Raw genomic sequence first — 22925 nt, forward strand, 5'->3', positions numbered from 1 at the left:
GTTTACCTCCATTAACAGCAGCGCACGCCGCCTTTGCCATCGCCGCCGTAGCGAGCCTGCTGGCGTTCGCGAAAGAATTCATCATAGGTCATGTACGGCTTGTCCGGATGGTTGGTCTGCATATGCTCGACGTAGTTGTCGTAATCCGGAATGCCGATCAGCATTTTTGCCGCCTGACCGAGGTATTTTTTTGCCTGACCTAAGTTACCAAACATTGTGAGTCCCAGAGAACGAATAAAGCCGGATGGCGGCTAGCGCCTCATCCGGCCTACAAACATTCGCTTGTGTAGACCGGATAAGCGTAGCGCCATCCGGCATTAAGGTTTAGTGATGCGAAGAGGTCTTCACGCCGCCTTCCGGTACCGGCACGTACGGCGTCTCTTTGTCAGTACGCACTTTATTGTTGCGCACGTTGAGCCAGGTTTTGATGCCGTAGAAGATGATGCTGTAGACCACCACCAGGAACAGAATGCTCAGACCCGCGTTGGTGTAGTTGTTCACCACGATATGGTTCATGTTGGCAATCTGCTGCGCGGTCAGTTCGCCGCCGGCGGCGATCTTCTCTTTATACTGCTGCGCCATGAAGAAGAAACCTTCCATCTGCGGGTTGGTGCTGAACAGTTTCAGGCCCAGCGCCCAGGTGGTGCACAGCAGCAGCCACGCGGCCGGGATCACGGTGACCCAGATATATTTGGTGCGCTGCATTTTGACCAGCACCACGGTGCCGAGCACCAGCGCCACGGCGGCCAGCATCTGGTTAGAGATACCGAACAGCGGCCACAGGCTCTTCACGCCGCCCAGCGGGTCGACCACGCCCTGATACAGCAGGTAGCCCCATAGGCCGACGCAGCCCGCGGTGCCGATAATACCCGCCACCAGCGAGTCGGTTTTCTTGAGGAACGGTACGAAGTTGCCCAGCAGATCCTGCAGCATAAAGCGGCCTGCGCGGGTACCGGCATCCAGCGCGGTGAGGATAAATAGCGCTTCAAACAGAATACCGAAGTGGTACCAGAAGCCCATATCCGCCATCGGGATGATTTTGTGGAACACGTGAGCGATACCCACAGCCAGCGTCGGCGCGCCGCCCGCGCGGTTGAGTACCGACGGTTCGCCGATATCTTTCGCGGTTTGCAGGATTTGCTCAGGTGAAATCACAAAGCCCCAGGAGCTGACGGTCGCCGCCGCGTGCGCGGTGACATCCCTTAGCTGCGCGGCAATCAGCGCGGCGTTTTCACCGCCCATTTCGTGCAGGTTCGGCATGGTGATGCCGAGGCCCGCCGGCGGGGTGTTCATCGCGAAGTAGAGGCCCGGTTCGATGATTGAGGCCGCTACCAGCGCCATCACCGCCACGAAGGACTCCATCAGCATCGCGCCGTAGCCGATAAAGCGGGCGTCGGTTTCGTTAGCCAGCAGCTTCGGCGTGGTGCCGGAAGCGATCAGGGCGTGGAAGCCGGAGACCGCGCCGCAGGCGATGGTGATAAACAGGAACGGGAACAGGGCGCCTTTCCACAGCGGGCCGGTACCGTCAATGTACTGGGTCACCGCCGGCATTTTCAGGTCCGGGTTGAGGATAACGATCCCCAGCGCCAGGCCGACGATAACGCCGATTTTCAGGAAGGTCGCCAGGTAGTCACGCGGCGCCAGAATCAGCCACACCGGCAGCAGCGCGGAGATAAACGCGTAGCCGATCAGGGTAAAGGTAATAGTGGTGTCTTTAAAGGTCAGCGCCGGGCCCCAGTACGGGTCGTGGGCAATGATGCCGCCGAAGTAAATGGACGCCACCAGCAGGACGATACCAATCACCGACACTTCGCCTACGCGGCCTGGGCGCAGGAAGCGCATATAGATCCCCATAAACAGGGCAATCGGCACGGTCGAGCAGACGGTAAACACGCCCCACGGGCTTTCCGCCAGCGCTTTCACCACGATCAACGCCAGCACCGCGAGGATGATGATCATTATCAGGAAGCAGCCGAACAGGGCGATGGATCCCGGTACCGGCCCCATCTCCTGCTTGATCATTTCCCCCAGCGAGGCGCCGTTACGGCGCGAGGAGATAAACAGCACCATAAAGTCCTGCACCGCCCCGGCCAGCACCACGCCCGCCAGTAGCCACAGGGTACCCGGCAGGTAGCCCATCTGCGCGGCGAGCACCGGGCCCACCAGCGGACCGGCGCCGGCGATAGCGGCAAAGTGGTGGCCAAACAGCACGTAGCGGTTGGTCGGAACGTAGTTCAGGCCATCGTTGTTAATCACCGCAGGCGTGGAGCGCGTAGGGTCGAGCTTCATTACCTTTTGCGCGATATACAGGCTGTAATAACGGTAGGCGACGAGGTAGACGGAAACCGACGCCACCACGATCCACAGCGCACTGACGTGCTCACCGCGGCGCAGAGCGACGACCGAGAGGCAAAATGCCCCGATGATTCCAAGAATCACCCAGGGTATGTGCTTGAATAACTTTTTAGTATCCATAGTAAAACCTGGCTTAATAAGATGAATAATGGGCCGAAGCCGTCTGGGTTTAGTTAGGGTTTGAGGAGGCATTGATTAGCTATGCTGGGGACCATCTTGCCAGAACGTCGCGCGCGTAAAGTTGGGTAAATCTGTGAGTGGTTATATGTAGGGTTAAGCGGTCACTTGCGGGGGTAAGCGGTTGGGCAGGAATCCCGGCGGGCTTAAATATGTGATTGAGATCACAGGTATATTCTCACTGTGACGAGCGGAGAAAACAGACAATCCCCTCTCCCGCGAGAGAGGGGAAGCAAAACTACGCCACGACGTCCATCTCCATCATCACCGGATGGAAGCGGCGCTTAAAGTAAATCAGCCCGTGACCTTGCTGGCTCAGGGTAATATTCCTGATTTCCACCAGATAGACCAGATGGCTACCGATGGTCTGCACCTGGCTAATTTCGCCTTCGAGGCTCGCCAGCGCGCCTTTCAGCACCGGCTGGCCCAGCGCGCCTTTTTGCCAGCCGCTGAGGCCGAAGCGGTCGTCCATCGTCATCCCGGTCATGCCGGCGAAGTGGCGGGCCATCTCCTCTTGCTCGTGGTTCAGCACGTTGATGCACAGCTTGCCGTTGCCCTGAAACACCGGATTCATCGCGCTATTGGCGTTGATGCAGACCATCACCGACGGCGGCGTATCGGTCACCGAACAGACCGCGGTGGCGGTGATACCGCAGCGGCCCGCCTCGCCTTCGGTGGTGATGACGTTAACGGCGGCCGACAGACTGGCCATGGCATCGCGAAAACGCAGACGTTGTTCATCTAATTGCATTGTGACCTCCCGCTGCCGGTTACTTCAGCAGCTTATCCAGCATGTTGATATCGGTATTGTTGTGCAGATGCGGCACCGTCCAGCCGTTCTGGTCGTACTCGGACAGGCAGCGATCCACCATCGCCATCATTTTGTCCATGTTGCCGGAGCTTTGCGCCTGACGCAGGCACTGCAGGCGAATCTCATCCTGGCTACCGGAATAGTTGATTTCATACAGCTCATGGCGGCCGCCGAATTCGCTGCCGATCGCGTCCCACATCAGTTTGAGGATCTTGATACGCTCGACGTGATCCATACCGTTCGATCCGCGCACGTATTTCGCCAGGTATTCGTTGATCTGCGGGTTGTTGAGATCGCGGGCGCTGGACGGCAGGTAGATCAGGCCGCTGGTGACGCTGCGCTCGATAATGTTTTTGATTTTGGCGTAGGCCATCGGCGCCATCACGCGGTAGGTTTGCAGCGCGGCGTGATCCGGCAGATACGCGCCGTTGACCCACGGCGTCGCTTCGGCGCACATTGAATCGCTCAGCGCCCAGAACATATTGCGCCAGGCCACCACTTCGCCGAGCTCGGCCTGCACGCCGCGGAACTCAAGGGTGCCGGTACACTCCAGCGAGCGTTTCAGCAGGGCGGTGATGAAATCGAGCTTCACCGCCAGGCGCACGCAGGCCTGCAGCGGATACATGCGGGCGAAGCCGCCTTCCATCGTCCAGCGGCGGCAGCGGTCGAAGTCGCGATAGATCAGGACGTTTTCCCATGGGATCAGCACGTTATCCATCACCAGGATCGCATCATTTTCGTCGAAGCGGCTGGAGAGCGGATAGTCGTACGGCGATCCGGTGGCGCCGGCGACCAGCTCATAGGAGGCGCGGGAGATAAGCTTAACGCCTTCGGCATCCATCGGCGCGACGAACATCAGCGCGAAGTCGGGGTTTTCGCCCATCACCTGCGCCGAGCCGAAGCCGATCATGTTGTAGTGGGTCAGCGCCGAGTTGGTGGCCACCACCTTCGCGCCGCTGACGATGATCCCAGCGTCGGTCTCTTTCTCCAGCTTGATATAAACATCTTTCACTTCATCGGCGGGCTTATGGCGATCGATCGGCGGGTTGACGATGGCGTGGTTAAAGTACAGGCCGGTTTCCTGGATGCGGGTGTACCAGTCGCGGGCGTTCTGCTCGAACTGGCCGTAAAATCCCGGGTTCGCGCCGAGCGCGCAGCCGAACGCGGCCTTGTAGTCCGGGGTGCGGCCCATCCAGCCGTAGCTCAGGCGCGACCATTCGGCGATGGCGTCGCGCTGCTGGCGCAGGTCATCGGCGCTTTTCGCCACGCGGAAGAACTTGTGGGTGTAGCCGCCGCTGCCGGTGTCGGTGCCCCAGCACAGGGTATCCTGCAGCTCGGGTTTATGCAGCGCGTCGTACATTTGGGCGACGGAGGCGGCGGCGTTGCGGAACGCCGGATGGGTGGTCACGTCTTTAACGCGTTCACCGTAAATATAGATTTCGCGGCCGTCCTGCAGGCTCTTCAGGTACTCTTCACCGGTTAACGGGCGCTTGGTATCTGCACGGAAGTTTTCAGGTTTCATAGGTGACCTCTTCAGTATTAATCGGAATGCGATGTTAAATTTATGTTTTGTTTTTGTTGTTCAATTGAAGCGGTTAACGCGGCTTTCGTGAAGAGACTTTTAGGTCAACGGTCGGTACTTTTCAGGCGGGATTGGGTTATGTGATCGGGGTCGGTTTTTCTATTTTCCGGCCTGGCTCCCCGGTGAACCGGGCGATAAGTCAGCGCGGGTTTTGAATTTGTAGCCGAACAGATGCGCGGCATCGCCTGCGGGACATTCAGCGACTCTGCGCTCTGCTCCCGGGGGCGGCGCTTGACGCGCCTTGCCCGGGCTACGGGTTCACCGCCGTCTGCGGGCCGGTAGCCTGGACAGATGCACGGCATCGCCTGCGGGACGATCCTAAGACACCGGTACTTTTTGCGTTCTGAACGCGCTCGGCGAACAGCCCGTCAGGCGGTTAAAAAAGCGGGCAAAATAGGCCGGATCCTTAAATCCCAACTGCCAGGCTATCTCACCGATCGTACTGTCGGAGAAGAGCAGTAATCGCCTGGCCTCGCGCAGCTGCCGGTCGAAAATCAGCCGCTTGGGCGGTCGGTTGGCGAAGCGGCGGCAAATATCGGTTAACCGGGATTCGGTCAGATGCAGCTCGCAGGCGTAATCCGGTACCGTCCAGTGCTGGTGGTAGTGGCTGTCGATCAGCTGGTTAAACCGCTGGAACAGCTTGAGCTCGCCGCGTATCCCGCTGGCCGCATGGTCGTCAAGCTTCGCGTTGCGCAGCAGCAGGGTGAACACCGCCTGCGCCAGCAGCGTCAGGGTGTGTTCCCGCCCCGGCAGCTGCGAGGTCGATTCTCGTTCAATCAGCCGCCAGTAGTGCGCCAGCGCCGCCAGCTCCTCGGGCTTATCGGCCAGCGACAGGCAGATGCCCGGCAGGCCGAAGGCCTCCCGGGTGCCGGGGTACAGCACCTCCAGCAGCGGCCAGACCAGATCCTCGCGCACCGTCAGCACGTGACCATCGCTATCGGACTCGGTGATAAAAGCGTGCGGCACCGAGGGCGGCGTCAGGACAAACAGCGGCGCCTGCACCGAATAGCGATGATCGTCGAGCTGTAGCTCAATCTGCCCGGTATCGAGAAAGTGCATCTGAAAATACTGGTCGTGGCGGTGCGCCTGCATATCGCGGCCAAAGAACTCCGCCATCCGGGCAAACGATTGATAATGCACCTCTTCCGTCCCCAGACTCTCATCGTACTCTTTATTCATATCGATATTGGTAACAGGGCTCTGGCACATAGCGGCTCCTTACGGCGTCGCGCGCGGACGCGATCCTTTCATCGGAATCGCCCAGATAATCACCGCGCCGATGACCAGCAGGGCGGCGACGAACCACAGGCCGCTGCTAAAGCTGCCGGTAATATCCTTCAGCCAGCCGATCATAAAGGGGCTGAGCGCCGATCCGATATTGCCGGTCGCGTTGATCACCGCGATGCCGATCGCTCTGGCGCGCAGGCTGATCGACTGATCCGGCGTGGTCCAGAAAATGGCCATTGCGCTAAACGATCCGGTGGAGGCCATCACGATCCCGAACAGTTGGATCAGACTGTGATCGGTGGCCGACGCCAGCAGCCAGCCCGCGGCGGCGAACAGGAACGGCAGGGCGGTGTGGTGCTTACGCTCCTGGTGTTTATCGGAGTGGCGGCTCCAGTAGATCATCCCGAGAATGGTACAAATCTGCGGGATCGCCGCCAGCAGGCCGATGGTGATATTGCTGCTGCTTTCGTTAAAGCTTTTGAGGATCTGCGGCGTCCAGATGCTGATCGCGCTGAGCGTATTGGTCAGGCAGAAATAGGCCAGGGTGTACATCAGCACGATCGGCGTGAACACTTCCCGCCACAGGCTGCGCTGCTGCATGGCGTGATGGCTGATCGCCCCTTCCGGCTGGACCAGCGTCAGGCGGTCGTTATCCATCATCTCCTGCAGGCATTTTTTGTCTTCCGCGGTCAGCCACTTGGCCTTCGACGGCGAATCATCAAGCCAGAACCAGACCATAATGCCGAGCAGCACCGACGGGAAGCCTTCCAGCAGGAACAGCCACTGCCAGCCGTGCAGGTTGAGCAGGCCGTCCATCGACAAGATATAGCCGGAGACGATTGACCCCAGCGCGGTGGTGACCGGCATCGCGATCATAAACAGCGCGTTGGCGCGGGCGCGGAAAAAGGCCGGGAACCAGTAGGTTAGATAGAGCAGAATGCCGGGCAGAAAACCGGCCTCGGTGATCCCTACCAGCATGCGCAGGATATAGAGGCTGTTCGGACCGGTTGCGAACATGGTGGCGGTGGAGGCGATGCCCCACAGCACCATGATGGTGGCGATCCAGCGGCGAGCGCCGACGATGCTGAGCATCACGTTGCTCGGAATGCCGAAAATGACGTAGGTAGCGTAAAACAGGGTGGTGGCAAGGCCGAACATGGTGGCGTTAAGGCCCAGATCCTGCCCCATGGTCAGCCCGGCAAAGCCGATATTGATGCGATCTAAAAACGAAAAGATAAACAGCACGAACAAAAACACGATCAGGCGGCGAAAGAGCTTGTTGATAACCGACTGCTGCTGCGCCGTCAGCTGCTTGTGCTGATTAGCCGGATCGAACTTTTCCGGGATGGCAGATGATGTATCGCTCATTATCATTTTCCTCTAATGGGAATTTTGTAGGGTACTGCGGGTTGCCGGGTAAGCGCAGCGCCACCCGGCGTTAATAGACGCCTGACGAACCCTGGGCGGTTTTTTTCCGCGCCAAATCGCGCCGCCAGCGCTTCCGCGCCGCGGGCCAGCAGGGTGGTATCGACGCCGACGGCGACAAACAGCGCGCCGAGCTCCAGGTAGCGCTTCGCCAGCGGCTCGCTGGCCATCAGGATCCCCGGCGCTTTGCCCGCCGCGCGAATTTGCGCGATGGCGCGCTCAATGGCGGCCTGCACTTCCGGATGCTGCGGGTTGCCGCTGAAGCCCATATCGGCGCTCAGATCCGCCGGGCCGATAAACACGCCGTCCACGCCCTCGACATCGAGGATCTGCGGCAGATTGCTGAGCGCTTCGCGAGTTTCGATCTGCACCAGCACGCACATCGCGTCGTTGGCCTGATGGAGATAATCCGGGACGCGGTTCCAGCGCGAGGCGCGGGCCAGCGCGCTGCCGACGCCGCGAATGCCGGCGGGCGGATAGCGGGTGGCTTTCACCGCCAGCCGCGCTTCATCGGCGTTTTGCACCATCGGCACCAGCAGGGTTTGGGCGCCGATATCCAGCAGCTGTTTGATCTGCACCGGATCGTTCCACGACGGACGGACCACCGGCTGGCTGGGGTAAGGAGCGATCGCCTGCAGCTGGGCCAGTATCGTCTGCACGCTGTTTGGCGCATGCTCGCCGTCGATCAGCAGCCAGTCGAATCCGGCCCCGGCCAGCAGCTCGGCGCTGTAGCTGCTGGTCAGCCCCAGCCACAGGCCAATCTGCGGTCTACCCGCTTTTAAGGCGTCTTTAAAGGCGTTATTCATCATGTTTCTCCTAGACAAACCGGCAGCTGATCGCGCCCATATTGCCGTAGTCGACGTGGAAGGTGTCGCCCTTGCGCGCCGGTACCGGACGCGTAAAGGAGCCGCCGAGAATAATCTGTCCGGCTTCCAGCTGGACGTCGTACGGCGCCAGCTTGTTCGCCAGCCAGGCCACGCCGTTGGCCGGGTGATTCAGCACCCCCGCAGCGACGCCGGTCTCTTCAATCACGCCGTTGCGATAGAGCAGAGCGGAGATCCAGCGTAGGTCCAGCTCGTCGGGTTTAATCGGTCGACCGCCAAGGATCACCCCGGCGTTGGCGGCGTTATCGGAAATAGTGTCGAAAACTTTACGCGGACGCTGGGTTTCCGGATCGATGTTGTGGCAGCGGGCGTCAATCAGCTCCAGCGCCGGGATCACGTAGTCGGTGGCGTTATACACGTCGAACAGCGTGCAGTTGGGGCCGCGCAGCGGTTTGGCGAGCACGAAGGCCAGCTCCACTTCGATACGCGGGACGATAAAGCGGTCGGTGGGGATATCGCCGCCGTCGTGGAAAAACATATCGTCCAGCAGCGCGCCGTAGTCCGGCTCGCTTATCTGCGAGCTGGCCTGCATCGCTTTTGAGGTCAGGCCGATTTTATGCCCTTTCAGCACGCGGCCTTCGGCGATTTTCATATTTACCCATTCGCGCTGTACGGCGTAGGCGTCTTCGATGGTGATCGTCGGGTGATCCAGCGAGATGGCGCGGATCTGTTCACGCTGTTTTTCCGCCTGGTTCAACCGCTGGGCGATCAGGGTATGGGTATGTTTATCGAGCATAGTCGCTTCCTGTTACGTCTTTCGGTGCTGCTGCGCCGGGTGGCGACGCTGGCGCGTCTTACCCGGCCTGGGGTTTTGTGGCAGTGCTTGTTTTCTCCCTCTCCCTAACGAGGAGAGGGGACTGGCCGGGCGCACGCTATTTAAACAAGGCGTGCACGTTGTTCTGCTTGTAGTTCAGCGTCGGGTGCAGTTCATCGAGCTCAAACGACAGCGCCAGGTAGCGGCTCTCCATTAGCGCGGCGAAATGGGCTTTGATCAGCGTGAACAGCATATCGCCCACGTCCTGGCGGCTCTCCAGGCTGCGCCCGGCGCCAATCTTCAGCGTCATATGCACAAAGGCATAATCATGCTGGCCGTCGGCCATCTGCCAGGTATCCAGCCAGATGGCGCGGCTGCGAATGCCGCCGATGGGAAAGATGCCGGTCGCCGCCAGCGCGTCGTTCACTTTGCTGAACAGATCCGGTAAATCAGCCTGTTCCCGGATGTTGTCGGTACATTCAGCGATAAAATGCGGCATTCTGCGCTCTCCTTAAGCCGTTTCCGGCAGCGGGAACACGGCGTTGACCTGGCCGGTGCCGGAGCTGGCGAACAGTTCGGTGATAAATTCCACTTTGCCGTCGTATTTATCCCAGCCCAGCAGGCCCAGCAGCATCACCGTGTCGTGCATATTGCCTTCGCCGTAGCAGTAGTCGGCGTACTCCGGCAGCATGGTGCAGAACTCTTTGAATTTACCCTCGCGCCACAGCTTCACGACCCGCTCATCCATCTGATGATCGAACTCGCGGGTATAGCTGTTCATGCCTTCTTCTGCGCGCTGGTCATCGATAAAGCGATGTGAGAGCGAGCCGCTGGCCAGAACCGCTACGGTGCCGTCATATTTCTCGATAGCTTTACGAATGGCTTCGCCCAGCTTGCGGCTGTCGGCGAAGTCGTGAACGGTACAGAAGGCGGAGATCGACACCACTTTGAAGTGCTTATCGGCGTTCATGTAGCGCATCGGCACCAGCGTGCCGTACTCCAGCTTAAGGCTCGGGATGTTGTGCGCTTTAGCGCGGACGCCGAGCTTGACCGCTTCGTCGGCGATCAGGTGGCCGAGCTCCGGGTTACCGTCGTAGTCGTAGGTCATGTCGCGGATAAAATGCGGCAGCTCGTTGCTGGTATAGACGCCCTGGAAATGGTCGGCGCAGTTAATGTGGTAAGCGCTGTTGACCAGCCAGTGGGTATCAAAGACGATGAAGGTATCGACGCCGAGTTCGCGGCACCGCTTGCCGATTTCCTTGTGCCCGTCGATGGCTCCCTGACGACAGCCGTGATTTTTACCCGGCAGTTCAGAAAGATACATCGACGGTACGTGAGTGGTTTTTGCTGCTAACGCTAACTTTCCCATATCAGACTCCCCATTTTGGGATCGGATGGTCGCCCATCGAGATGCAGACGTTTTTCATTTCAGCGAACACTTCAAAGCTGTATTCGCCGCCTTCGCGGCCGGTGCCGGAGGCCTTCACGCCGCCGAAAGGCTGACGCAGGTCGCGGACGTTCTGAGTGTTGACGAACACCATTCCGGCTTCGATGCCGCGCGCCAGGCGCAGCACTTTGCTGACGTCCTGGGTCCAGATATACGAGGCGAGGCCGTACTCCACGTCGTTGGCCAGGCGCAGACCTTCCGCCTCGTCTTTAAACGGCAGCAGACAGGCTACCGGGCCAAAAATCTCTTCCTGCGCCACGCGCATGCGGTTATCGACGTCCGCCAGCACCGTGGGCCGCAGGAAGTTGCCGTTTCTCAGATGGGCGGGCAGATCGGTCGGTTTATCCGCGCCGCCGGCCAGCAGGGTCGCCCCTTCTTCAATGCCGAGGCGGATATAGCCGGAGACTTTCTCCCAGTGCTGCTGGCTAATCAGCGCCCCCACTTGGGTGTTCGGGTCGGTCGGGTCGCCGACGCGCAGGCGGTTCGCCCGCTCGGCGAAGCGTTTAACGAACTCGGGATAGATGCTCTGCTGAATAAAGATGCGTGAACCGGCGGTGCAGCGTTCACCGTTGATCGAGAAGATGGTGAACAGCGCGGCGTCGAGGGCGCGCTCAATATCGGCGTCTTCGAAAATCAGCACTGGCGATTTGCCGCCCAGCTCCATGGAGTACTTTTTCAGCCCGGCGTTTTTCATGATGTTGCGCCCGGTGGCGGTACCGCCGGTGAAAGACACCGCGCGCACGTCATGGTGGCGGACCAGCGCATCGCCCGCTGTCGCGCCGTAGCCCTGAACCACGTTCAGCACACCCGCCGGAATACCCGCTTCCAGCGCCAGCTCGCCAAGACGGTCGGCAGTTAGCGGCGACAGTTCGGACATCTTCAGCACCGCGGTATTACCCAGCGCCAGGCACGGCGCCACCTTCCAGGTCGCGGTCATAAACGGCACGTTCCACGGCGACACCAGCGCGCAGACGCCGACCGGCTGCACGAGGGTATAGTTGAGCATCTTGTCGTCAACCGGGTAGGTCTTGCCGTTCATCTGCTGGCACACCTCGGCGAAGAACTCGAAGTTATGCGAAGCGCGCGGGATCAGCACGTTTTTGGTCTGGTGGATCGGCAGACCGGTATCGGCAGTCTCCATGGCGGCGATCTCCGGGACGTTCTGATCGATCAGATCCCCCAGCCGGCGCATCAGACGCGCGCGCTCTTTCATCGGCAGATTGGCCCATTTCGGGAACGCCTCTTTCGCCGCGGCTACCGCCTGATTCACCTCGTCGGCGCCGCCGGAGGCGACCTCCGCCAGCACTTCGCCAGTGGCCGGGTTGGTGGTGTGGAAATAGTCGCTTCCGGCGACGTTTTTGCCGTTGATCCAGTGGTTAATTTTTTTCATGACAGCTTCTCCTCATATGCCTGCTGGCTGATGATGTGGTTGACCAGACGGCCGACGCCCTCCACTTCGACGATCACTTCATCGCCCGGCACCACGTCCGATAGCCCTTTAGGCGTGCCGGTGGCGATCATGTCGCCCGGCTGCAGGGTCATAAATTCGCTGAGGTAAGCGATCAGGAACGGAATGCTGAAGATCAGATCGGCGGTGGTGCCCTGCTGGCGTAGTTCGCCGTTGACCCAGGTGCACAGCGCCAGGTTATGCGGATCCGGGATCGCCTCTTTGCCGACGATCCACGGGCCGATCGGCGTCAGGGTGTCACGGCTTTTGACCCGCAGGTTGGGGCGATAGTAGTTTTCCAGGTAGTCGCGGATGGCGTAATCGTTGCAGACGGTGTAGCCGGCTACGTACGCCATAGCGTCGGCTTCGGCGACCTTACGCGCGGTTTTGCCAATCACCACCACCAGTTCCGCCTCGTAATGCATGTACTCGACGTTATCCGGGCGCACTGATTCCTGCCGGTGGCCGATAAAGGTGTTGGGCGCTTTGATAAATACCAGCGGCTCCGTTGGCGGCGTAAACGCCAGCTCGCTGGCGTGATCGGCGTAGTTCAGGCCCAGCGCGAACAGGGTGCCGTTGGCGGGCGGCAGCCAGCGAAACTCGCCTTCCTTAAGCAGACTGCCGTTGGCGAGCTTGACCTGACCGCGTTCATTAACCTGGACATCGTGCCGCTGTCCTTGCCACTCAATACGTGCTCGTCTCATGCCAGCTCTCCTTCAGCAACCACCGGGTTTTCCAGCGCCGGGAAGCCCTCGGCGAGAAGGCGTACGCGATCGCCGGGGCGCAGCGTAACGCGAGTGTGGGGCGTACCGATCAGAATCGCATCGCCGGGATTGAGGGTGGCGAATTCGCTCAGGGCGCTTAGCAGCTCGGCGGCGGAGCGCTGAAGATCGGCGGTATTCCAGCTGTCCGCTTCGCGACCGTTGATTTCGGTGATGATGGTCAGGTTATCGACGTTGCTGAGCGGCGCGAGGGCGCCCAGCGGGCAGAAGCCGTCGCGGCATTTGGCTTTGATGGCCGGACGATAGAAGCTCTCTTCCGGCAGGCTGATGTCGTTGGCCAGCGCGTACCCGGCAATATAAGCCGCAGCGTCTTCTGCGGCGACTTTGCGCGCGGTTTTACCAACGATCAGCGCCACGGTGGCGCCGCTCTGCACGGTTTCACCGTCCGGATAGGGGATACTCTCGCCGTCGCCGATAACGGTGTTGCGCGGTTTGATAAACCAGACCGCGGTCTTCGGCGGGGTTTTATAGGGAGCCTGTTGGAACGCTTCGCGCCAGGCGTCGAGCTGGCTGCGGTGGTTAAGCGCCACGGCGAAGATGGTGCCTTTCATTGACCACTCCTCTGCTGCAGATTTGGGAATAACGAATTTCATTAATATGTTAATGATCATCTTTTATGCTTTGCAGGAAGGTTTGGCAAACAGAAGTGAATGTTTTGTGATCGGATTAACAATATATTTACAGAATTTTAATTTTTATGTTTTAAATCAATTGGTAATTAAATTTCTTTGTACCATCTGGTACTTTTCAAAGACAGAAACCGGTTGCCTTCTGCGGCAATTAAGGCTAATTATTAACTTATTAACAGATGAGGAATTTCATTCAGAGGTATGTGATGCATGATTCGTTAACTATCGCGCTGCTGCAGGCGCGGGAAGCGGCGATGGCCCACTTTCGGCCCATCGTTAAACGCCATAATCTTACCGAGCAGCAGTGGCGTATCGTGCGGATCCTCGCCGAAAATCCGTCGATGGATTTTCACGACCTGGCCTTTCGCGCCTGTATTTTACGCCCGAGCCTGACCGGCATCCTGACCCGTATGGAACGCGACGGCCTGGTACTGCGCTTAAAGCCGGTTAACGATCAGCGCAAGCTGTACGTTTCGCTGACCCCGGCGGGCCTGAAGCTGTATGAAAGCGCCCAGGCCCAGGTCGAAGAAGCCTATCGCCAGATAGAAGCCGAGTTTACCGTCGAAAAAATGCGCCAGCTTACCGCGCTGCTGGAGGAGTTTATCGCCCTGGGGAATGGAACGCGGGGCGAGGAAGAGGCGTAATGCGTTGTCCGCGCGAAAAACATCCCGGAGGCGGTGCTGGCGCACCTGTCCGGGCTACGGGTTCACCGTCTGGTAGCCCGGACAGGCGCAGCGCGCCGCCTCCGGGAGAAGGCGTTCTTCAGAACAGGGTATCCAGCTCTTCCAGCACGTTATACTGCTCATCCACCAGCAGCAGGGTTTTCCATTTATCAAACGTCAGGCACGGGTGCGAGGTGCCGAACACCAGAATATCGCCGACCTGCACGTCGCTGCCGGGCGCGAGGCGCAGCATACAGTGCTGATCCATGATCCCGACGCTTTCGATCCCCTCTGCGGACAGCCGCTCGCCGTTGCGATACCGGTCGATCGGCTGCGGCAGCCCGGCGTCGAAGGCGCAGTCGCGTTTACCGAAGTTGACCACCGCGCGATCCGCTTCCGGCACCGACTGGACCATCGCCATCAGCTCCAGCGCCGAGGTTAAATCGCCGCCCAGATCGCAGGCGATCGGATCGCGCGCCACCAGCGCTTTTTGCGCGATATCGTAGATCCCCCGGTCGTGGGTGATATAGCAGCCGGGGCGAATGACGATTCGGCACCGCGCCGGCTTCTGCGCCGCCAGCCAGATATTGCACACCACGTCATACCAGACGGTGCCCGCGCCGGTCAGCACAAACTCCCCCTCAACCAAATGCTCCATCCGGCAGGCCAAATCGGCGGCCTGGCGCAGCAGCACTTCCACCTGCGGCTGCGGATCGTCGCCGTGCAGCACCCCTTCATACAGTTCGAGACCGCGCAGCTTGAGGCCAGGAAGGTCCGCGACGGCCTGCGCCAGGGTTAGCGCATCGTCAACGCTGCGGCAGCCGCAGCGCCCGCCGGCCACGCCCAGCTCAATTAGCACGTCCAGCGTTTGCCGCCGTTCGCTGAAAAAGGCCGACAGCGCGCGGGCGTTGGCGAGGCTATCGATACAGCAGATAAAATCCGCCGCCCGGTAATGCGCTTTCAGCCGCGAAACCGCCTGCATATTCGCCCTGCCGACCAGCTGATTGACCATCAGGACGCGCTCAACCCCGCTGGCCATCGCCGCGCCAGCCTGCCAGGCGCTGCCTGCGCCGATCCCCCATGCGCCCGCCCGCTGCTGGGCCTGAAAAATCCACGGCGTCATCGTCGTTTTGCCGTGCGGCGCCAGCGAGACGCCGCGCGCGTCGGCATAGCGCTGCATCCAGGCGATGTTATTCTCCAGCGCCGTTTTTTTCAGCAGCGCGGCAGGGAGGCAGACCTCCTCCGCCAGCAGATTCGCCGGGGCGGACATGACGGCGGCCTTATGCGGAATCAGTGTATCTTGATGGTATTTCATAACATTATCCTTTCAGGGTTTATGCTCGGATTAAAGCTGAGTATCAATTATAATTAATTGAAAAATATATATTTATTTACTTTATTTCGTTATGTATGAATAAAAGTATCATAATTTGATCTGGTTTTTGCGTAGTTTTCCACTGTTTTTCCGCCTTGTAAATGGTTAACTTGTCGGCAGAGTTGAAAGGGAGTAATTGCGATGAAAGTTAACTGGCTTTTCAAAAACGTCACGGTCATTGACGGCAGCGGCGGACCGCAGTTTCGCGGCGACGTGGCGGTGAAGGGCGATCGAATTGTGGAAGTGGCCCCGGCGCTAAACCTGCCGGCGGAGCAGGTGATTGACGGGCAGGGGCGCGTGCTGGCGCCCGGATTTATCGATGTGCATACCCATGACGACATTAACGTCATCCGTATGCCGGCCTATTTGCCCAAGCTGAGCCAGGGGGTGACGACGGTGATTGTCGGCAACTGCGGGATCAGCGCGGCGACGGCGACCCTGCGCGACGGCGTGCCGGACCCGATGAACCTGCTGGGCGAGCAGGAGCACTTTATTTACCCCACCGTGGACGCTTACGCCCACGCGGTGGAGGCGGCAAAGCCGTCGTTGAACGTTGGCACGCTGATTGGCCATACCGCGCTGCGTAATAATCATATGGACGATCTGTTCCGCCCGGCGACCGAAAGCGAAATCGCCGGGATGCGCGTCCAGCTGCGCGACGCGCTGCGCCAGGGCGCGCTTGGCCTGAGCAGCGGGCTGGCCTACGCCAGCGCGTTTCAGTCCACCACTGAAGAGGTGATGGCGCTGGCCGAGGAACTGGCGGCAGAGGGGGGAATTTATACCACCCACCTGCGTTCGGAGTTCGAGCCGATTCTGGATGCGCTCGACGAGGCGTTCCGCATTGGCCGCCACGGCAACGTGCCGGTGGTGGTTTCGCACCACAAGTGCGCCGGCGCGAAAAACTGGGGTCGCACGAAGGAGACGCTGGCCTTCTTTGATGAAATGCGCCAGCGCCAGGAGATCGCCTGCGACTGCTACCCCTATTCCGCCAGCTCATCGACGCTGGATATGAAGCAGGTGACCGATGAGTTCGACATCGTCATCACCTGGTCGGAAGCGCAGCCGGAACAGGCCGGGAAAACCCTGCAGCAGATTGCCGACGGCTGGCAGGTTAGCCTGCATGAGGCGGCGGCGCGGCTGATGCCCGCCGGGGCCATTTACTACAACATGGATGAGCAGGACGTACGGCGGGTACTGCGTTATCCGGTGACGATGATCGGCTCTGACGGTCTGCCGAACGATCCGATGCCGCATCCGCGGCTGTGGGGCGCTTTCCCTCGGGTATTAGGCCACTACAGCCGCGATGAAAGGCTGTTTCCGCTGACCACCGCTATTCACAAAATGACCGGACTGTCGGCGGCGCGTTTCCAGCTCGCCGATCGCGGGCTGGTGAAAGTGGGCTATTTCGCCGATCTGGTGCTGTTCGATCCGCAGACGGTGCGCGATGTCGCCAGCTTCTCCGACCCGAAACAACCGGCGGACGGTATTGAGGCGGTGATGGTCAACGGCGTGATGAGCTACGGCAGCGATAAAAAGATTATCGGGCGTGCGGGGCGTTTCCTGCGCCGCCAAATGAACTGAGGAGTGAAAGATGAGTATTAAACGTTATGGCGTGGAAGGCGGTACCGGGACTGGCGGGCAGCATCTGCCGTTCGCGCGCGCGGTGGAGGCGGGAGGCTGGCTGTATGTCTCCGGTCAGACGCCGATGAAGGATGGTGAAGTGGTGGAGGGCGGGATTGTCGAGCAGTCGCGGCTGGCGATTCAGAACTGCGTGGATATCATGAACGAAGCGGGCTACAGCCTGGCCGACGTGGTGCATGTCAAAGTGATCCTCACCGATTCGCGCTATTTTCAGTCGTTCAATAAAGTGTTCCGCGAGTTCTTTGCCGACAACCCGCCTGCCCGTATCTGCTGCGTCGCGGACCTGGTGGTGGATTGTAAAGTCGAAGTGGATGTGACCTGTTATAACGCGGCTCGCGTATAAAAATTTATTCATCAGAAATATAAACAGAATTTTGAGCGCTGAATTCATTCAGCGCTCCGTAGCCTTTTACCTTTTACCTACTCAACTGGCAGGATGTGAATTATGAATAGTCATATCTTTTTAGTCGGCTTTATTATTTACGCGTTGGCCATGATTTGGCTTGGCTGGTACGTGTCGCGTAATCAAAAAAGCGGTGAAGATTTTTTACTCGGCGGCCGTTCCTTACCGCTTTTTCTGACGCTGGGTTCCACCGTGGCGACCATGGTGGGAACCGGTTCAAGCATGGGCGCCGTAGGCTTCGGCTACAGCAACGGCTGGGCCGGCATGCTGTACGGCGTGGGCGGGGCGATCGGTATTCTGCTGGTGGCCTGGCTGTTTGCGCCGGTGCGTAAACTCCGTTTTATGACCATGAGCGAGGAGCTGTCGTATTATACCGGCGGCAGCCATTTAATTAAAAATATCGTCGGCATAATGATATTTATTGCTTCGATTGGCTGGCTGGGGGCGCATATTCTCGGCGGCAGCATGTATTTATCCTGGGCCACAGGAATAAATCTGACGCTGGCAAAAATTATTATCGCTCTGGCGTTTGCGATTTACGTGATTATTGGCGGTTATTCTGCGGTGGTGTGGACGGATACCATTCAGGCATTAATTCTGTTTTTCGGTTTTATTCTGATGGCGATTCTGGCCGTGGTTCACGTGGGGGGATGGGATGCCATTGTTCAGGCGATGGATCCTAAGGCGATGAGCCTGTTTGCCGTTGACAAGCTCGGGGTGATGCCAGCGCTATCGCTGGCGATGGTCATCGGCGTCGGCGTACTGGCGACCCCTTCCTATCGTCAGCGTATCTACTCGGGGAAAGACGTCTCTTCGGTGCGCCGCTCGTTTGTCTATACCGGCGTGCTGTATCTGTTTTTCTCGGTGCTACCGGCGATTATCGGCATGGCGGCATGGACGATGAACCCCCATCTGGAGAACAGCAATTACGCCTTCCTGTTCGCGACCAGCTTCCTGCCGGCGATGCTGGGGCTGGTGGTGCTGATTGCCGGGCTTTCCGCCACCATGTCTTCGGCCAGCTCCGATGCGATAGCCGCCGTCGCTATTATGATGCGCGATGTTTATACCCTCGTTACCGGGAAAATGCCCCCGGCAGATAAAGCCATTACGCTGTCGCGCTGGATGCTGGCGTTTGTTATCGGCCTGGCGATGATCTTCGCCCTGACCTCGAACGATATCATCAGCTATATCACCAAAATGATCTCGATGCTGATGTCCGGGCTGTTCGTCTGCTCGATTCTGGGCCGCTTCTGGCTGCGCTTTAACTGGCAGGGCGCGTTAACCGCGCTGCTGAGCGGCATGCTGGTCTCTATTGTGGTTCTGATTAAGGCCGACTGGCTGGCTTACTGGGGCAACCCGTGCATACCGTCGGTCGTCGGCAGCTTCGTTTCCGCTGTTTTTGTCACGTTAATGACGCCTGCCAGCAAAATCAGCCGTCAGCAAGCGCTGGAGATGATTACCCTGGAGCGGGAAGGGCAGGCGGCGCCGGCGAAAACGGCGGTGGCGCAGGCCTCAGGAGAAGCGCAATGAGGGACTATATTGCCGTCGACTGGGGCTCCACCCAGCTGCGCGGCTGGCTGATTCGCAACGGCCAGTGCGTCGAAACGAAGCAGCTGCCGCTGGGCATCACCCGCCTGAACGGGCGGGCGCCCGCCGACGTATTCGAGGAGCATTTGGCGCCCTGGCGCGGCGCGGCGACGCTGCCGGTGCTGATGGCCGGGATGATCGGCAGTGATGCCGGCTGGCAGGCGGTGCCCTATCTTGCCTGCCCGGCGGCGATTGACGCGCCGGGGCAGCAGCTTTGCGCCGTGGCCGAAGACGTGTGGATTATTCCCGGCCTCAAGATGGACCAGGCCGGGGATTACAACGTGATGCGCGGCGAAGAGACGCAGCTGCTGGGGGCCTGGCAGCTGGCGCCGGCGGAGTGTTACGTGCTGCCGGGCACCCACTGTAAATGGGTGCAGATGGAGGACGGCGCGGTGCGCCATTTTGTCACGGCGATGACCGGGGAACTGCATCATCTGCTGATGACGCAGTCGCTGCTCGGCAAAGGGCTACCGGCCCAGCAGCCGGACGAGGCGGCGTTTGAGCGGGGGCTGGAAAAAGGGCTGGCGCAGCCGTCGTTGGTGAGCGAACTGTTTGTCGCCAGGGCCGCCAGGGTACTCGGGGCGCTGGCGGCGACCTCGGTCAGCGACTATCTCTCCGGCCTGCTGATTGGCGCGGAGGTGGCGGTCATGGGCCAGCGTTACCGCCCCTCTACCGTCACGCTGGTCGGCGACCCGGCGCTGAACGCCCGCTACAGTCGGGCGATGAGGGCGCGTGGAATGACGGTAAAGCGCTGCAGCGGCGATGAGGCATTGCTGAACGGCATGGCGAGGATAATGCATGGACAAGATTAAACTGGTGGCGATTTTACGCGGCATCCGCCCCGCTGAGGCGGCGGAGCATATTGCGACGCTGGTGGGCGCGGGCTTCCGCTATATTGAAATCCCGCTTAATTCACCGGACTGGCGGCAGAGCATTCCGCAGATGGTCGCGCGCTTTGGCGAACAGGCGATGATTGGCGCGGGCACGGTGCTTAAGGTTGAACAGGTCGATTTTCTGGCCGACGCCGGGGCGAAGCTTATCGTGACGCCGAATACTCAGCCGGAGGTGATTCGCCGGGCGGTGGCGCGCGGAATGCGGGTCTGCGCCGGATGCGCCACGGCGACCGAGGCGTTTAGCGCGCTGGACGCCGGGGCGCAGTGGCTGAAGATTTTCCCGTCTTCCGCATTCGGCCCGGACTACATTCGGGCGCTGAAAGCGGTGCTGCCGCCGGAGGTACCGGTGCTGGCGGTCGGCGGCGTGACGCCGGAGAATCTGGCGAGCTGGGTGCGGGCGGGGTGCGCCGGCGCCGGTCTGGGAAGCGATCTTTATCGCGCCGGGCAGGCCGTGGAGCGTACCCGTCAGCAGGCGGAGAGGTTTATCGCCGCCGCCCGCTGCGGTTAATCGCCCAGCGGCTGCCGGTCGACGCCGCCGCGGTGGCTGTCGAGCGCCAGCTTAATGCGGCGCAGTCTGCCTTTTGCCTGGGTCTTGTTGGCCATCGCCAGCTCGGTGGCCAGCACGTCAACCATCGCCAGCATCGCATAGCGCGAAGTGCTGGGCTTGAAGATATAGTCGTTTTCGCGCACCAGCAGCGGCAGCACCAGATCCGCCTGTTCCGCCAGCGGCGTTCCGGCAGGGGTAATCGCAATCACCTTCGCGCCGTACTGGCTGGCAATCGCCGCGCTTTCAATGATTTCCTGGGTATAGCCGCCTAAGGACAGCACGATAACCACATCCTTTGGCGTTACCGCCGAGCTCATCATACGCACCAGCAGACCGTCATTCTGGCTGACCACCGGCAGGCCGAGGCGAAACAGGCGATACTGGATCTCCTGGGCGCAGATGGTGGAGCCGCCGCCCATGCCGAGGGCGAGGATCTGCCGCGCGTCGCTCAGCCAGCTCACCGCACGCTTCAGCGCCTCAAGATCCAGCGCCCGCCGGTTGGTCTCCAGCACGCCGATGATCGACTCGTAGATCCCCTGTACGCCTTCAAGGTCCGGCACATCGAGGATAAACCGCTGCCCGACCGCGAGGGATTGCGCGAGCTTCATCTTCAGCTCGCGGACGTCTTTGCAGCCCAGCGCCCGGGCAAAGCGGGTGACCGAGGCCTGGCTGGTATGGGTCAGACGCGCCATCTCCGCGATGGGCAGCGCCGCCGCCGCCGCGACATCATCGAGAATAAACTGCGCGATGCGCTTTTCGGTCGCCGTCAGTTCAACAAAGCGATCGGTAATGCAGGAAATGATATCGATTGGCGAGGACATACGGGTATCAACGGGTTAATTTGGAATGATACTTTGTACCATATTCAGACGCTGAAAGCAGCGACGAAGGCTACAGCGCTAAGCGCATGGCGCAGCGCGTTTCCGGCGCTAGCCCGTGTTCCGTCTCCAGATCTCTTTTCGCCGCCAGCCCTGCCGGTAGCCTTAGCTCGTTCAGCATTGAAAATCCGAGGCGCGTGTAGAACGGCGCGTTCCACGGCACGTCGCGGAAGGTGGTGAGCGTGACCGCCGGATACGCCGCCTGACGGGCTGTCGCTATAACCTGCTCCAGCATCATGCGGCCAACGCCTCGCCCCTGCCACGCCTGATGGACGGCGATCTCCACGATAAACAGCGCATCGTCCAGCGGTTCGGTCAGCACGAAGCCGATCGGGTGTTCATCGGCTACGGCCAGCAGGCTGTGGTCCGTTTCGAGAAACAGCCGGTGACGCTCGGGGCTTATCACATCGCTTTCCGCCAGCCATGCCAGCGCCGGGATCTGGCGAAAAGCCTGGGCCGCCGAGCGCTCAATCGCAGGCAGGAGGGGAATATCGTTCTCCTCAGTCAGGCGTAACGTCGCGGCGGCGGTTATAGTGTTAGTTTTCATCACCTCAGCATAGCAGCCTCCGGGAGAAATGTATGGAGCTTACCGCCGTTCCCGCCACCCAGTTCAGCATTGAGCAGCTGACGACGATCCTCTGCGACTGTTTCGAAGATTATCTCGTTCCCGTCACGCTGTCGGTGGAGGTTTTTGTCCAGCGTTTTAGCGCCGAAGGGCTGAGCCTGCTGGATTCTCGCGTCTGGCTGGATGGTGATGTCCCCGCCGCGATGGCGGTCGTCGCCCGACGCGGCGATGAAGCCCGGCTGGCGGCGTTCGCGGTGCGGCCCGCGTATCGCGGAAAGGGCGTTGGCCGCCGGCTGATGACGCCGCTTATCGACGCGCTGCGCGCGCAGGGCGTACGGCGGATGTGGCTGGAGGTTATCCGCGACAACCATGCCGCGGTGGCGCTGTATCAATCGCTGGGCTTCGAGGTGCGGCACGGGCTGTGCGGCTATCTGAGCGCGCAGGCCGCGAGCGGGGAGTCATCCGTATTGCAGGAGTATGACGTGCTGGCGCTGACGCGCAGGGCCGGCGCCGAGATTAACGGCCAGCTGCCGTGGCTGATGGACCCGCTAACCTTCAGCACCCTCCCGTGCCGGGCGTTGAGCCTTCATCAGCAGGCTTTCGCCGTGCTGGCGACCTTATCCAGCAGGCCGCAGCTGCAGTTTTTATGGGTCGATCCCGCCGCCCGCGGGCGCGGGCTGGGACAGGAAATGTTGAGGGCGCTCGCCCAACGCTTTCCCGGCCTCGGGACGTCGGTGACCATCCCGGAGCGCTTTACGCCGCTGTTTCACGCCGCCGGCTATACGCCCATGGCATTAAAACAGTATGAGATGAGTGCGGCCTTGAGCGCCCTGCCGTCGGCAGGGCGTTAAGAT

Annotated in this window: 21 protein-coding genes and 2 pseudogenes; 7 read left to right on the forward strand and 16 right to left on the reverse strand. The window is 60.2% G+C overall.

Annotation, left to right across the window (positions count from 1 at the left end):
- Positions 1-11 precede the first annotated feature (11 nt).
- The 13 genes and pseudogenes from BWI76_RS03815 to BWI76_RS28740 form a co-directional block, all read right to left on the reverse strand.
- Entirely contained in the window at positions 12-215 is a 204-nt protein-coding gene (locus tag BWI76_RS03815) for a YbdD/YjiX family protein (RefSeq protein ID WP_004098292.1), read from the reverse strand.
- A 109-nt stretch (positions 216-324) separates the two neighbouring features.
- Positions 325-2475 (reverse strand): pyruvate/proton symporter BtsT, encoded by a 2151-nt coding sequence (btsT, locus tag BWI76_RS03820; protein WP_024360427.1) that lies wholly within the window; start codon positions 2473-2475, stop codon positions 325-327.
- 295 nt (positions 2476-2770) lie between these two features.
- Positions 2771-3283: a 4-hydroxyphenylacetate 3-monooxygenase reductase subunit gene (locus BWI76_RS03825; RefSeq protein ID WP_004098296.1), complete on the reverse strand. Its 513-nt coding sequence runs from the start codon at positions 3281-3283 to the stop codon at positions 2771-2773.
- A 19-nt stretch (positions 3284-3302) separates the two neighbouring features.
- Positions 3303-4865, reverse strand: a complete 1563-nt coding sequence (gene hpaB, locus BWI76_RS03830; RefSeq protein WP_004133179.1) for a 4-hydroxyphenylacetate 3-monooxygenase, oxygenase component — start codon at positions 4863-4865, stop codon at positions 3303-3305.
- A 378-nt stretch (positions 4866-5243) separates the two neighbouring features.
- Positions 5244-6134 carry a 4-hydroxyphenylacetate catabolism regulatory protein HpaA gene (hpaA, locus tag BWI76_RS03835; RefSeq protein ID WP_024360426.1) on the reverse strand — a complete coding sequence of 297 codons (891 nt, stop codon included), beginning with the start codon at positions 6132-6134 and terminating at the stop codon, positions 5244-5246.
- Between the two features lie 9 nt (positions 6135-6143).
- Positions 6144-7520: a 4-hydroxyphenylacetate permease gene (hpaX, locus tag BWI76_RS03840; RefSeq protein ID WP_004133177.1), complete on the reverse strand. Its 1377-nt coding sequence runs from the start codon at positions 7518-7520 to the stop codon at positions 6144-6146.
- A 2-nt stretch (positions 7521-7522) separates the two neighbouring features.
- A complete protein-coding gene (hpaI, locus tag BWI76_RS03845; RefSeq protein WP_413772591.1) occupies positions 7523-8383 on the reverse strand; it encodes a 4-hydroxy-2-oxoheptanedioate aldolase in 861 nt (286 codons plus the stop codon).
- Between the two features lie 10 nt (positions 8384-8393).
- Positions 8394-9197 carry a 2-oxo-hept-4-ene-1,7-dioate hydratase gene (hpaH, locus tag BWI76_RS03850; protein WP_024360424.1) on the reverse strand — a complete coding sequence of 268 codons (804 nt, stop codon included), beginning with the start codon at positions 9195-9197 and terminating at the stop codon, positions 8394-8396.
- A 136-nt stretch (positions 9198-9333) separates the two neighbouring features.
- Complete coding sequence (locus BWI76_RS03855; RefSeq protein ID WP_049086533.1) at positions 9334-9714, reverse strand: 5-carboxymethyl-2-hydroxymuconate Delta-isomerase; 381 nt, start codon at positions 9712-9714, stop codon at positions 9334-9336.
- A gap of 12 nt (positions 9715-9726) precedes the next feature.
- Entirely contained in the window at positions 9727-10584 is an 858-nt protein-coding gene (gene hpaD, locus BWI76_RS03860) for a 3,4-dihydroxyphenylacetate 2,3-dioxygenase (protein ID WP_004133172.1), read from the reverse strand.
- A 1-nt stretch (position 10585) separates the two neighbouring features.
- Positions 10586-12052: a 5-carboxymethyl-2-hydroxymuconate semialdehyde dehydrogenase gene (hpaE, locus tag BWI76_RS03865; protein ID WP_024360422.1), complete on the reverse strand. Its 1467-nt coding sequence runs from the start codon at positions 12050-12052 to the stop codon at positions 10586-10588.
- A pseudogene (locus BWI76_RS28735) lies at positions 12049-13442 on the reverse strand (fumarylacetoacetate hydrolase family protein). The gene hpaE and the pseudogene BWI76_RS28735 overlap by 4 nt, the downstream one beginning before the upstream one ends.
- Before the next feature lie 56 nt (positions 13443-13498).
- Positions 13499-13573, reverse strand: a pseudogene (locus tag BWI76_RS28740) (hypothetical protein); the annotation flags it as partial.
- A gap of 153 nt (positions 13574-13726) precedes the next feature.
- On the opposite strand from BWI76_RS28740, the gene hpaR reads away from it, so the two are divergent.
- Complete coding sequence (gene hpaR, locus BWI76_RS03880) at positions 13727-14164, forward strand: homoprotocatechuate degradation operon regulator HpaR (protein ID WP_004133165.1); 438 nt, start codon at positions 13727-13729, stop codon at positions 14162-14164.
- Positions 14165-14282: 118 nt separating this feature from the next.
- Here the strand turns inward: hpaR and BWI76_RS03885 are convergent, their stop codons facing one another.
- Positions 14283-15497 carry an amino acid deaminase gene (locus tag BWI76_RS03885; RefSeq protein ID WP_004134196.1) on the reverse strand — a complete coding sequence of 405 codons (1215 nt, stop codon included), beginning with the start codon at positions 15495-15497 and terminating at the stop codon, positions 14283-14285.
- A gap of 201 nt (positions 15498-15698) precedes the next feature.
- Here BWI76_RS03885 and BWI76_RS03890 point away from each other — a divergent pair, with 201 nt between their 5' ends.
- The 5 genes from BWI76_RS03890 (at position 15699) to BWI76_RS03910 (ending at position 20589) form a co-directional block, all read left to right on the forward strand.
- On the forward strand, positions 15699-17138 hold the full coding sequence (locus tag BWI76_RS03890; protein ID WP_004134197.1) for an N-acyl-D-amino-acid deacylase family protein: 1440 nt from the start codon (positions 15699-15701) through the stop codon (positions 17136-17138).
- Positions 17139-17148: 10 nt separating this feature from the next.
- Positions 17149-17541 (forward strand): RidA family protein, encoded by a 393-nt coding sequence (locus BWI76_RS03895; RefSeq protein WP_004134199.1) that lies wholly within the window; start codon positions 17149-17151, stop codon positions 17539-17541.
- Between the two features lie 102 nt (positions 17542-17643).
- Complete coding sequence (locus BWI76_RS03900; RefSeq protein ID WP_004134200.1) at positions 17644-19131, forward strand: sodium:solute symporter family protein; 1488 nt, start codon at positions 17644-17646, stop codon at positions 19129-19131.
- Complete coding sequence (locus BWI76_RS03905) at positions 19128-20000, forward strand: 2-dehydro-3-deoxygalactonokinase (protein WP_064371496.1); 873 nt, start codon at positions 19128-19130, stop codon at positions 19998-20000. Before BWI76_RS03900 ends, BWI76_RS03905 begins: the two co-directional genes overlap by 4 nt.
- Positions 19987-20589 (forward strand): 2-dehydro-3-deoxy-6-phosphogalactonate aldolase, encoded by a 603-nt coding sequence (locus tag BWI76_RS03910; protein WP_024360417.1) that lies wholly within the window; start codon positions 19987-19989, stop codon positions 20587-20589. The genes BWI76_RS03905 and BWI76_RS03910 overlap by 14 nt, the downstream gene beginning before the upstream one ends.
- Here BWI76_RS03910 and BWI76_RS03915 read toward each other — a convergent pair.
- On the reverse strand, positions 20586-21449 hold the full coding sequence (locus BWI76_RS03915; RefSeq protein ID WP_004134204.1) for a MurR/RpiR family transcriptional regulator: 864 nt from the start codon (positions 21447-21449) through the stop codon (positions 20586-20588). The genes BWI76_RS03910 and BWI76_RS03915 overlap by 4 nt on opposite strands.
- Positions 21450-21519: 70 nt before the next feature.
- Entirely contained in the window at positions 21520-22053 is a 534-nt protein-coding gene (locus tag BWI76_RS03920; protein WP_004134206.1) for a GNAT family N-acetyltransferase, read from the reverse strand.
- A gap of 32 nt (positions 22054-22085) precedes the next feature.
- On the opposite strand from BWI76_RS03920, the gene BWI76_RS03925 reads away from it, so the two are divergent.
- Entirely contained in the window at positions 22086-22922 is an 837-nt protein-coding gene (locus tag BWI76_RS03925) for a GNAT family N-acetyltransferase (RefSeq protein ID WP_004134207.1), read from the forward strand.
- Positions 22923-22925: the final 3 nt, after the last annotated feature.

Origin of the sequence: Klebsiella sp. M5al, assembly GCF_002090195.1 — a bacterium.
GTDB classification, from domain to species: Bacteria; Pseudomonadota; Gammaproteobacteria; order Enterobacterales; family Enterobacteriaceae; genus Klebsiella; species Klebsiella grimontii.